Below are 11,337 nucleotides of genomic sequence, written 5' to 3'. Positions count from 1 at the left end.
TCGTGGTGGAAGCGGGCGCCCATGGGGGTGCCGGGTGCGGTTGTGGTGCGGGTGCGGGTGAGTGGGGGCTGGTCGCGCAGTTCCCCGCGCCCCCGCTGCGCTGGGCTTGGGCCGGGCGCCTACTGAGGTGCCGGGTTCGGTTGTGGTGCGGCTGCGGGTCCGTTGTGGCTGGTCGCGCAGTTCCCCGCGCCCCTGAGGAGTTGCAGTTGACCTGCGCCACGACGGGACCGTCAGCCGCCCGCGCTCGCCACCGCGGACCGTTGGCCGCCCGCGCCCGCCTCCACCGGCCGTTCGCCGCGTACGGCGCGAAGGGGACGGGGTGGGGGGTGTCCGCCCGCAGCGGCCGGCGTCCGGAACCGGGCCCCTTTTCGATGGACCGAGCCGCCGGACCGAGGACGGATACCCCCCACCCCGGCACCGACCCACAACGCAACCGCATGCGCTACGCACGCCCCCACCGGACAGCAAGAGGCCGCCGCAGGCATCCAGGGGCGCGGGGAACTGCGCAAAAACGCCCGCCCCCACAAGCCGCAGACAAAAACGGCTCAACCGCCGGAGGCCAACGCTCCGCGCGCAGCCCGAATCCCCCCCGGCACCGCCCGCGCCCGCGCCGGCGTCCCCGTCCAGCACGTCCCCCGGCGGGCCATCAGCCGCCCCAGCCACAGCTCCAGCGACACCAGGTCGGCCAACCCGTCCAGCGGCAGCGGTTCGCCCTCCGCCGCCCCCCGGAGCGCCTTGCGGACCACCCTCGCCTCCACCAGCCCCGCCTGGGCCAGCAGCGGCGTACCGAACAACGACATCAGCGAGTCCGCCGCCACCCGCAACCCCGTCCGGGTCGCCGCCGCCGACGACGCGTGCGAGGGCGCGCCCCAACCGGGAGGAAGGTCGGAGACCCCCGCCCCCTCCAGCACCGTACGGAGGATCTCGGCCCGCGCCCCCGGCTGGACCCGCAGCGCCTCGGGAAGCGCCCGGCAGGCCCGCACCACCTGGTTGTCCAGGAACGGCGCGTGCAGCCGCTGGGAGCGGATCTCCGCGGCCTGCTCCAGGACCCGCAGATCCGACGCGTGCCGTGCGAGCGCCGCACGCGCGCGATAGTCGCCGGGATGCTGCCCCGGCCCGACGCCGGAGCGCTGCGTCGCCCCCTGGAGGCGAACCGATACTTCAGCGAGCGCCTCACCCGTCAGCCACCGCGCCGCAGGCCCCGGTCTGGCCCAGGTGAGCGCGGCGAGAGAGGCCCCCACCGCACCCCCGGGTTCGTCGAACCGCCGGTGCAGCAGCCGGTCGGCGAGCGCCTCGAGGCCCGCCCGGTACGGCGTACGGGCCAGCCTGCGCGCGGCGCCGTACACGCGCGCGGGGACGAGCACCGAGCCGTCCGCCTTGGCCAGGGCGGCCACCGGCCGGACCAGGTGGCGCCGCTTGCGGTCCATCAAGAGGTCGGCGAGGCGCGCCGGATGCGCGTCCAGGACCTGCCGGGCGCCGTACCCCGTGAAGTGGTCCGCGCTGCCCGCCGCCAGCCGGGCCCGGTGCCGCGCGGCCGTCACCAGGGACGCCCCGGGTTCGTCCGTCAGCGGCCCGTCCAGCTCGGCGTACGGCAGCGTCTCCTCGCCGCCCGCCACCACCACGTGATGCAGCCGGGGATTGGCCGCGAGCGTCCCCGCCCGCTGCACCTCGGCCTCCCGCCCGCCCACCGCGAGGTCGTTGAAGGTGACCGCGAGCAGCCGCTCACCGGCCCCCGTGCCGTGCCCCAGGACGGTACCCGGCATCCCCGGCAGCCCGGCGGCCAGCAGGGCCAGCGTCCCGGAGGCGGGGCCCCCGGACAGGTCGGCGCCGATACCCGGCACCGGCATCCCGCGCGCGGCACGCCGTTCGGCGGGACCCATCCCGGGCACCGGGCCGGGGTCGATGTCGGGCACGTGCCGGGGCGCCGACAGACGCGCGCGTACGGCCTCCACGAGAGCGTCCCGTACGCCGTCGACCGCGCTGTCCGCGTCGGCGGTGGGCGCGGCCACGGCGAGGGAGGCGACCGGCTCGTACCCGGCGATCTCGCGGGCGCCGTTGCGCAGGATCAGCGCATGCCCCGGCGGAATGCGTTGTACGCCCTCGTAGGGGGTGGAGTCGTGCAGCGCCGCCGGCACGTCGGGGGCGGCGAGCAGCGCGGCGAGGTGCCCGAAGTCCAGGTTGGCCTCGATGAGGTCGGCGAGGGGGAGCGCCGCGGTCGCATAGGCCGTACCGCCCGCCCAAGGGGTGTGGAACACCGGTCGCGCGCCCGCCAGATCGCCGCACACGGTGATCCGGCGGCCCACCTGGACCACCGCCGTGTACGCGCCCGACCAGGCCGTCAGATGCCGAAGTGCCCCTCCGCGCGCGGCGAGCAGTCCGATCCGCAGCTGTTCGTCGGAGGCTCCGCAGGTGCCGAAGACGGCGATCCGGGTCTGGTGGTCGACCTTGACCACGCGCACTTCGTCGGGCCGCCAGTCGCCGACCGCCCACAGCGGATCCGGGTCGCCCCACAGGAGGTGCGAACCCACCGGATGCACGGTCTCGCCGTCGCTTCCGGTCGCCCCCGCGGCGCCGATCCCGGAGACACCCGCGGCGGTGCTGCTCCATCCCACCAACCACCGCATCGACGCCTCCACAGGCTGTGGACAACCAGTGCACCGTTCGAACCGGTCACCATGCTGCCATGAAGGACGCCTGCCGGAGGGCGGGTGGAGCCGCTCGGGATAGGCGGAACACGCCCCTGTGAACACCCGCGTACGCCTGCGGGCACCCGCGCGGAGCAGGGGGTGTGCGACGCGAATGCGCCCCCGATACGCTCCCCCAAAACACCTAACGCGCCCTCAACTGCCATGGTAGGAAGGCTGATCGCCCGCGAGAACGAGGGTCTGTTTTCAGCCAAATCGGCGTCATGAGGACAGGCTCGCGCACGCTCCGTGCACAGTCCGCGCGCCGCACGACAGGCGCGCAGCCCGGGAGACGCCACTTCGCCCCCCGGGCCGTTCCGCCGCCCGCGGGGATGGAGGCGGCGGTGTCCCCCAGCCCACTGGATCCAGTACAGCGGGCCGACCCACGCATCATCCATCGAAGCGCTCCACCCGTGGCCGGAGAAGAGCGCACACACGGGCGCACGGCCACACAACAGGAGCACGACGCAACTGCGCGTATCGGACCCGTACTTCAGTACGGACCACAATCCCGCCATCCGGAACAATGCCCCTTAACGCTTGGGATGCGGCGAACTACGCTGGGTTTACGAATGCCGCGTGGTTATGCCAGCGCGGCAGCCGTCTGTGTCGAGGGGTGGCGCATGTCCAGGGAGCAACGCGGGCCGAACGAAAAACTCGGCGCCGTTCTCGCCCTCGCGGGAATCAGCAACGCAGGACTCGCGCGTCGCGTCAACGATCTTGGCGCTCAACGCGGGTTGACTCTTCGCTACGACAAGACGTCGGTGGCGCGCTGGGTGTCGAAGGGCATGGTGCCGCAGGGCGCCGCGCCGCACCTCATCGCGGCCGCCATCGGCCAGAAGCTCGGCCGCCCGGTGCCGCTCCACGAGATCGGTCTGGCGGACGCGGATCCCGCGCCGGAGGTGGGCCTCGCCTTCCCCAGGGACGTCGGACAGGCCGTCAGGTCGGCCACCGAGCTCTACCGCCTGGACCTCGCCGGCCGCCGGGCCGGCACCGGCGGCATCTGGCAGTCCCTCGCCGGTTCGTTCGCAGTGAGCGCATACGCAACGCCCGCCTCACGGTGGCTGATAACCCCGGCCGACAGTTCGGTCGCGCGGGAGACGAACCACTCCGAGGGCTCCGGCGCACCGCTCAAAGTCGGCCACAGCGACGTGCAGAAGCTGCGGGAGGCCGCCGACGACGCCAGGCGCTGGGACTCCAAGTACGGAGGCGGCGACTGGCGTTCGTCCATGGTGCCGGAGTGTTTACGGGTGGAGGCGGCACCGCTGCTGCTCGGCTCGTACTCCGACGAGGTGGGCCGGGCGCTGTTCGGGGCGTCCGCCGAGCTCACCCGGCTCGCGGGCTGGATGGCCTTCGACACCGGCCAGCAGGAGGCGGCGCAGCGGTACTACATCCAGGCGCTGCGGCTGGCACGCGCGGCCGCCGACGTCCCCCTCGGGGGGTATGTGCTCGCGTCGATGTCGTTGCAGGCGACCTACCGGGGCTTCGGCGACGAGGGCGTCGACCTCGCGCAGGCCGCCCTGGAGCGCAACCGGGGCCTGGCGACCGCCCGCACCATGAGCTTCTTCCGGCTCGTCGAGGCGCGGGCACACGCGCGTGCGGGGGACGCGGTGGCGGCCGGGGCGGCGCTGAAGGCGGCCGAGGGGTGGCTGGAGCGGTCCCGGGAGGGGGACAACGACCCGTCCTGGCTCGGGTTCTACTCCTACGACCGGTTCGCCGCGGACGCCGCGGAGTGCTACCGGGATCTGAAGGCGCCCCGTCAGGTGCGGCGGTTCACCGAGCAGGCGCTGTCGAAGCCGACGGAGGAGTTCGTGCGGTCGCACGGGCTGCGGCTGGTCGTCTCGGCGGTCGCGGAGCTGGAGTCCGGCAATCTCGACGCGGCCTGCGAGCAGGGCGTGCGGGCCGTGGAGGTGGCCGGGCGGATCTCCTCGGCGAGGACCACGGAGTACGTGAAGGACCTGCTGCACCGGCTGGAGCCGTACGGGGACGAGCCCCGGGTGGTGGAGCTGCGGGAGCGGGCCCGCCCCTTGCTGATGGCACCGGCGTAAGTCAAGGAGAGCAGCACCACGTCCCGCGTTTGAAGCGACTGTCAGTGGCGCAGTGCACTATCGAGGTGGGAGGTGGTGCAGGTGCCGTCGGGGATCGCTTACGACTGTGACGTGCTCGTGATCGGTGGGGGCATCGTCGGGCTGTCGACGGCGTACGCGATCACGCGGGCCGCGCCGGGCACGCGGGTCACCGTGCTGGAGAAGGAGGCCGGCCCCGCCCGGCACCAGACCGGGCGGAACAGCGGGGTGATCCACAGCGGGATCTACTACCGTCCGGGGTCGCTCAAGGCGCGGTACGCGGTGCGCGGGGCCGCCGAGATGGTCAAGTTCTGCGCGGAGTACGGCATCGCCCATGCCGTGACCGGCAAGCTGATCGTCGCGACCGAGCGCGACGAGCTGCCCAGGCTGCACGGCCTGGTGCAGCGCGGCCGGGAGAACGGCATTCCGGTGCGGGAGCTGGGCGCCGCCCAGATCGCGGAGTACGAACCCGAGGTGGAGGGACTCGCCGCCATACACGTCGGCACCACCGGGATCTGCGACTTCGTGGGCGTCGCCCGGCAGCTGGCCGAGGCGTCCGGCGCGGAGATCCGCTACGGCGCCGAGGTGCGGCGCGTCGACCGGCGGCCGGAGCTCGGGGTCGCCGTGCTCACGGGCACCGGCGAGGTCGTCCGGGCGCGGGTGCTGGTGAACTGCGCCGGGCTGCACTGCGACGAGATCGCCCGGCTGACCGGGGACGACCCGGAGATGCGGATCGTGCCGTTCCGCGGGGAGTACTACACGCTGGCGCGGCCCGAGCTGGTGCGGGGACTGGTGTATCCGGTCCCCGATCCGGCGTTCCCGTTCCTCGGGGTGCATCTCACGCGCGGGATCGACGGGAGCGTCCACATCGGACCCAACGCGGTGCCGGCGCTGGCTCGTGAGGGCTACGACTGGGGTGTCGTACGGCCCCGGGAGCTCGGTGCGACGCTGGCGTGGCCGGGATCGTGGCAGATAGCGCGGCGGCACTGGCGGTACGGCACGGGTGAGCTGCGGCGGTCGGTGTCCCGGCGGGCCTTCACCACGGCCGTGCGGAGGCTGCTGCCCGCGGTGACGGCGGACGACCTGGTGCCCTCGCCGGCGGGGGTCCGGGCCCAGGCGGTGCTCCGCGACGGCACCCTGGTCGACGACTTCCTGATCCGCGAGGGAGCACGAGCGGTCCACGTACTGAACGCACCCTCACCCGCGGCCACGGCTTCACTCCCCATCGGCCGCGAGGTGGCCCGCCGGGCACTGGAGGCACTGCGGGCCGTGTGAGGGGGCCGGGACGTGACGGGCGGAACATCCCTGAGCGGCGCGCCTGTGCGCTCTCGCCGTAAAATCGGCCGCACTGTGTCTGACTCCCTCAATGCCTCCGAAGCCCCCCGGCCCCAGCCCGCCGACGCCGACGCCGCAGACGGCGGCGCCGCCGGCGAGTCCGCCGCGCACGCCCCCGGTGTCTCCGTGCGGCACACCCGGGCCAAGGGGGAGCCGCGGTTTCCCGACGGTCCCAGTGCCGACCCCGCGGGGTCGCACTTCGAGCGGCGGATCCGGAGCTTCCAGCCGCGGCGGAGCCGGGTGACGGCCGGGCAGGCGGACGCGTTGCAGCGGCTGTGGCCCACGTGGGGCCTCGACATCGACGGTCAGCGCACCCTCGACCTCGGCGAGCTGTTCGGCAACGACCACCCCGTCGTGCTGGAGATCGGGTTCGGGATGGGCGAGGCCACCGCGCAGATGGCCGCCGCGGACCCCGGCACCAACATCCTCGCCGTCGACGTGCACACCCCCGGCCAGGGCAACCTGCTCAACCTCGCCGAGCAGCAGAAGCTGTCCAACGTCCGGGTCGGCAACGGCGACGCGATCATCCTGCTGCGCGAGATGCTCACGAAGGACGCGCTCGCCGGACTGCGCGTCTACTTCCCGGACCCCTGGCCCAAGAAGCGGCACCACAAGCGGCGGCTGATCCAGCCGGAGTTCCTCGACCTGGCCGCGACCCGCCTCAGGCCCGGCGCGCTGCTGCACTGCGCGACCGACTGGGAGCCGTACGCCGAACAGATGCTGGAGGTGCTCACCGCGCACCCCGACTTCGAGAACACCCAGGCCGACGGCGGTTTTGCGTCGCGTCCCGACTTCCGGCCGCTGACCCGTTTCGAGGGGCAGGGACTGGAGAAGGGACATGTCGTGAACGACCTGCTCTTCCGCCGCGTACAGCACGGCGACCGACCCGACCAGTCCCCCACCGGCGCCTGAGGTTCCAGCCCGCCTGCGGGCGGCACCTCCGTCTCGTTAAGGTCGATGCTGTGGCCACCATTCCCCCGTATCCGACGTACCCCGGTGAACCCACCGGTGGCACCGCGCTGCGGCACGCGCACTGGTGGCAGCGGAAGTGGGTGCGGTACGGCGCCCTGATCACCCTGCTCGCCCTGTCCGGGCTCGTCATCCTCGCGCTGGTGCGTCAACAGACCGGCAGCGAGGGGTTCCTGGTCGGGCTGGGGCTCGCGGTCCTGCCCGTACCGCTGCTCATAGCCGCGTTCCGCTGGCTCGACCGGGTCGAGCCGGGCCCCTGGCGCAATCTGCTGTTCGCCTTCGCCTGGGGCGCCTGCGCGGCCGCGCTGATCGCGATCATCGCCAACAGCTTCGCCACGAAGTGGATAGCGACGGCGACCGCGGATCCGTCCAGCGCGGACACCCTCGGCGCGACGGTGATAGCGCCGATCGTCGAGGAGTCGGCCAAGGCGGCCGCCGTTCTGCTCGTGTTCCTGTTCCGCAGACGGGACTTCACCGGGATCGTCGACGGGGTGGTGATAGCCGGGGTCACCGCGACCGGCTTCGCGTTCACCGAGAACATCCTCTACCTCGGCACCGCCTTCGGCACCGACCAGCTCACCGGTGACCGCGGCATCGCCTCCGTCACCGCCGCGACCTTCTTCGTGCGGGTCGTGATGTCACCGTTCGCGCACCCCCTGTTCACCGTCCTCACCGGCATCGGCTTCGGCATCTCCGCGCTCTCGTCGGAACGCCAGCACCTCCGCCGGGTGCTCGTCCCGCTGTCCGGGCTGCTGCTCGCGATGGGCATGCACGCGATGTGGAACGGCTCCTCGACCTTCGGGGAGTACGGGTTCTTCGCGGTCTACGCGATGTTCATGGTGCCCGCGTTCGCGCTGCTGACCTGGCTGGTCATCTGGACGCGGCAGCGGGAGCTGAAGACCGTGCGCGAGGAACTGCCCGCGTACGCCGTCGCCGGGTGGCTGGCGCCGGCCGAGCCGTACGCGCTCGGCTCGATGCGGGCGCGGCGGGTGGCGCGGGAGTACGCGCGGCGGCAGCTCGGCGGGCGGCCGGCGGGGCGGGCGGTCGCGCAGTACGAGGCGTACGCCACGTCTCTCGCGTTCCTGCGGCGGCGGGGGCGGCTCGGGCGGGCGAACGCGGACTTCGTCGTACGGGAGCGGGAGTTGCTCCAGGAGCTGTGGCGGCGACGGGACGTGGCGCGACCGGCGCTGGAGTACGCGGCGCGGGTGGCTGCGCCGCCTCGGCCGGTGTACGGCGTGTACGGGATGTACGGGTATCCGCCCCAGCCGGTCCATCCTGCCTTCCCCATCCAGCCGGTCCAGCCGGCCCACCCGACGGTGCCGTATCCCGCGTACAACCCGTATCGGACGTAGGGCTGCGCAGGGTTCGGCACCACCGGTCACCGCCGTGGGGGAAAGGGAAGGCCGAGGAGGGCGAGCCCGTCCCCCTTACGCCGACGCCTCCGTCAGGCGGCTCACTTCCTCCTGCGTCAACGTCACGTCCGCCACGCGCAGCAGTGCCGGGAGCTGTTGCACCGTGCGGGCGGAGGCGATGGGGGCCGTGACCGTGGGCTGGGCCGCGAGCCAGGCGAGGGCGATCGTGGCGACCGGGACCGTGTGGGCCTCGGCGATGTCGTCGAGGGCCGCGAGCACCTTGCGGCCGCGCTCGGTGTCGAGGTGCTTGCCGGCTCCCGCCGCCCGCGCCCCCTCCACCGTCGTACCAGGGCGGTACTTGCCCGTGAGGAAGCCGGACGCGAGGGCGTAGTACGGCACGGCGGCGAGGCCCTCCCGGGCGGCGACGGCCTGGAGTTCGCCCTCGTACGTGTCGCGCGAGACCAGGTTGTAGTGGGGCTGGAGGGCGACATAGCGCGCCAGGCCCTCGCGGTCGGAGAAGGCGAGGGACTCCGAGAGCCGCCCGGCGGAGATGTTGGACGCGGCGATCGCCCGCACCTTGCCCGCCTTCACCAGCTCGTCCAGCGCGCCGATGATCTCCTCGACCGGCACCTCGGTCTTGTCGAAGTGGGTGTAGTAGAGGTCTATGTGGTCGGTGCCCAGGCGCTTCAGGGACGCGTCGGCGGCGGCCTTGATGTTCGCCCCCGAAAGGCCCGGGAACTCGGGGTGCTGGCTGACCTTCGTGGCGATGACGACGTCGTCGCGGTTGCCGCGGGCCGCCACCCACTTGCCGATGATCGTCTCGGACTCGCCGCCGGAGTTCCCGTCGACCCACGCGGAGTACGAGTCGGCCGTGTCGACGAAGTTGCCGCCCGCGGCCGTGTAGGCGTCGAGGACGGCGAAGGACGTGGCCTCGTCCGCGGTCCAGCCGAAGACGTTGCCGCCGAGGGAGAGCGGGAAGACCTCGAGGTCGGAGGAGCCGAGCTTGCGAAGGGAAGTCATGCCATACGTCAACGCCCGCGCCGGACGCGGATCTTCCGGGGCGGCCGCAAAGTCCTCGTAAACAACCGGAATTACCGCTTCCGGAGCCTGTCGACCCCGGGAAGGGCCATCAGCCCCCGGAAACACCGACGCCCCCTGGAAACACCGACGGCCCCGGCGTCGGGGGGACGTCGCCGGGGCCGTCGGAAGCCGGGAGCGGATCTCAGGGGGTGAGGCCCTTGCCCCGCAGCCACGCCATCGGGTCGATCCCGTCGGCCGAGCCGCCCGGGTGGACCTCCAGGTGCAGGTGCGCGCCCGTGACGTTGCCGGTGGCGCCCACGCGGCCGATGACGTCACCGGTGGCGACCTTCTGGCCCACGCTGACGCTGATCGAGGACTGGTGGCAGAACCACAGCTCGGTGCCGTCGTCGAGGGTGAGGATCGTGCGGTAGCCGTAGGAACCGGCCCAGCCGGCCTCCGTGATGGTGCCGCTGTGGATCGCCTTGATGAGGGTGCCCGTGGGCGCGGCGAAGTCGAGGCCCGTGTGGTAGCCGGAGGACCACAGCGAACCGGCCTGACCGAAGGTCGAGGTGATGGTGTACGACGAGGTCGGCAGCGTGTACTGCTTGGCGAGCTCGGCAAGGCGCGCGGCCTCGGCCTTCTTCGCGGCCTCCTCCTCCGCCTTCTTCTTCGCGGCGGCGGCCTTCTCCTGGGCGTCCTTCTCCGCCTTGGCGGCGGCCTCGTCGGCCTCCTTCTCGGCGGCGGCCGCGACGGCCTGGGCGGCCTTGGTGTCGAGCTGGTCCTGCTGGAGCTCGGCCTGGGCGAGGATGCGCGAGCGCAGCGCCTCACCGGCGTCCGAGGTGCCCTGGGCGGTGTCGGCGGTGGTGGTGCCGACGCTGCTGAAGGCGCTCGTGTCGTCCGCGCCGGAGTCGGAGTCGTCCGAGATGAGCGAGCCGACGTTGGGCAGGTCGGGCATCGAGATGGAGACCGGCGGCTTGCCGGTGTTGGCGCTGGCCATCCCGCCGGCGCTGACCGCGGCTATGACACCGACGCCGAGGACGGTGGAGCTGCGGGCGAAGCCTCCGCCGCGCTGCTTGGCGACGCGGTGCCGGCCTCGGACCGGGGCGAGGGTGTCCGCGGTGGGGTTCCACTCGCCGAGCGGGGCCTCGTCGTCGGCGCGGTAACCGCCGTACACGAGAGTGCTGCGCGGTACGGACGGGGCCTCGGGGGCAGGCGGGTTGGACGCCACGTGGGCGCGCTCCTTTCCTTCCTTCTCGCCTACCGGGTTAGCTGACGGGTTCGGAGCAGGAAGGTCTCCTACGCGCGTATACCCGCCGTGCTGCCACGGCGGTCCACGAGCGATTCACCCCAAGTGGTGGTTCCCCGGTTCCCTTGCGGAATTCGGCGCGTGAGCACGGAGCCGTCTCTTGTGACGGCTGGGACGACCGCGCTGCGTTATCGAACGTTAATAGACCCGGGGGCCCGATTCCAAGCTGTTCCGCTTGATCATTAACGAAATCCCGCTGGACTTACGGCCCATGAACGGTGAAAAACGGGCGAGTTGACCACGGCTCAGACGGGACACGGGTATTGACGGTATGTCAGTTGTAATGCGGAGGGCGGTCACTCACTCACCCAACGTCACGATCGGTGCCTGGCCGGGAGAAACACTCAGGGCCGGAATCCATGAACTGGATTCCGGCCCTGAGCCTTGAGTAGCGGGGACAGGATTTGAACCTGCGACCTCTGGGTTATGAGCCCAGCGAGCTACCGAGCTGCTCCACCCCGCGTCGGTGTGACACCAGCATACGTCATCCAGGAGGCGACTCGCGCACGCATTACGGCGCACCCCCTCCCCAGCGGGTCGCCGGCGACCTCCGAGGCCGGGCCCGCGCCGGGGCCGGACGCCGTACCGTGGCCTTCCTCACAGGA

Annotated in this window: 7 protein-coding genes, 1 tRNA gene and 1 riboswitch; of the genes, 4 read left to right on the top strand and 4 right to left on the bottom strand. The window is 72.4% G+C overall.

Annotation, left to right across the window (positions count from 1 at the left end; all coding sequences use genetic code 11):
- Positions 1 to 545: 545 nt before the first annotated feature.
- The gene (locus tag OHN19_RS22640) at positions 546 to 2,624 is read right to left on the bottom strand and encodes an asparagine synthase-related protein (protein ID WP_330265931.1); all 2,079 of its coding nucleotides are present in this window, start codon (positions 2,622 to 2,624) and stop codon (positions 546 to 548) included.
- Positions 2,625 to 3,307: 683 nt separating this feature from the next.
- On the opposite strand from OHN19_RS22640, the gene OHN19_RS22635 reads away from it, so the two are divergent.
- From OHN19_RS22635 to OHN19_RS22620, 4 genes are all read left to right on the top strand, one after another.
- Entirely contained in the window at positions 3,308 to 4,732 is a 1,425-nt protein-coding gene (locus tag OHN19_RS22635; protein ID WP_330265930.1) for an MFS transporter, read from the top strand.
- A gap of 72 nt (positions 4,733 to 4,804) precedes the next feature.
- Positions 4,805 to 6,025, top strand: a complete 1,221-nt coding sequence (lhgO, locus tag OHN19_RS22630; protein ID WP_330265929.1) for an L-2-hydroxyglutarate oxidase — start codon at positions 4,805 to 4,807, stop codon at positions 6,023 to 6,025.
- 75 nt (positions 6,026 to 6,100) lie between these two features.
- The gene (gene trmB / locus OHN19_RS22625; RefSeq protein ID WP_330265928.1) at positions 6,101 to 6,997 is read left to right on the top strand and encodes a tRNA (guanosine(46)-N7)-methyltransferase TrmB; all 897 of its coding nucleotides are present in this window, start codon (positions 6,101 to 6,103) and stop codon (positions 6,995 to 6,997) included.
- Between the two features lie 50 nt (positions 6,998 to 7,047).
- Complete coding sequence (locus tag OHN19_RS22620) at positions 7,048 to 8,406, top strand: PrsW family intramembrane metalloprotease (RefSeq protein WP_330265927.1); 1,359 nt, start codon at positions 7,048 to 7,050, stop codon at positions 8,404 to 8,406.
- A gap of 75 nt (positions 8,407 to 8,481) precedes the next feature.
- Here OHN19_RS22620 and OHN19_RS22615 read toward each other — a convergent pair whose 3' ends face one another.
- The 3 genes from OHN19_RS22615 to OHN19_RS22605 form a co-directional block, all read right to left on the bottom strand.
- Entirely contained in the window at positions 8,482 to 9,426 is a 945-nt protein-coding gene (locus tag OHN19_RS22615; RefSeq protein ID WP_330265926.1) for an aldo/keto reductase, read from the bottom strand.
- 202 nt (positions 9,427 to 9,628) lie between these two features.
- Positions 9,629 to 10,654 carry a M23 family metallopeptidase gene (locus tag OHN19_RS22610; RefSeq protein WP_330265925.1) on the bottom strand — a complete coding sequence of 342 codons (1,026 nt, stop codon included), beginning with the start codon at positions 10,652 to 10,654 and terminating at the stop codon, positions 9,629 to 9,631.
- Positions 10,655 to 10,665: 11 nt separating this feature from the next.
- Positions 10,666 to 10,822: riboswitch (cyclic di-AMP (ydaO/yuaA leader) on the bottom strand.
- A 299-nt stretch (positions 10,823 to 11,121) separates the two neighbouring features.
- Positions 11,122 to 11,195 (bottom strand) — tRNA-Met (locus tag OHN19_RS22605).
- Positions 11,196 to 11,337: the final 142 nt, after the last annotated feature.

It is taken from the genome of Streptomyces griseorubiginosus (assembly GCF_036345115.1).
Lineage (GTDB): Bacteria > Actinomycetota > Actinomycetes > Streptomycetales > Streptomycetaceae > Streptomyces > Streptomyces griseorubiginosus_C.
This window is presented reverse-complemented; position numbering and strand designations above follow the sequence as displayed.

Bases quoted from the DNA above. Each gene is read 5' to 3' on its own strand.
- OHN19_RS22640 (WP_330265931.1), bottom strand. From the start codon at position 2,624: ATGCGGTGGTTGGTGGGATGGAGCAGCACCGCCGCGGGTGTCTCCGGG.
- OHN19_RS22635 (WP_330265930.1), top strand. From the start codon at position 3,308: ATGTCCAGGGAGCAACGCGGGCCGAACGAAAAACTCGGCGCCGTTCTC.
- OHN19_RS22615 (WP_330265926.1), bottom strand. From the start codon at position 9,426: ATGACTTCCCTTCGCAAGCTCGGCTCCTCCGACCTCGAGGTCTTCCCG.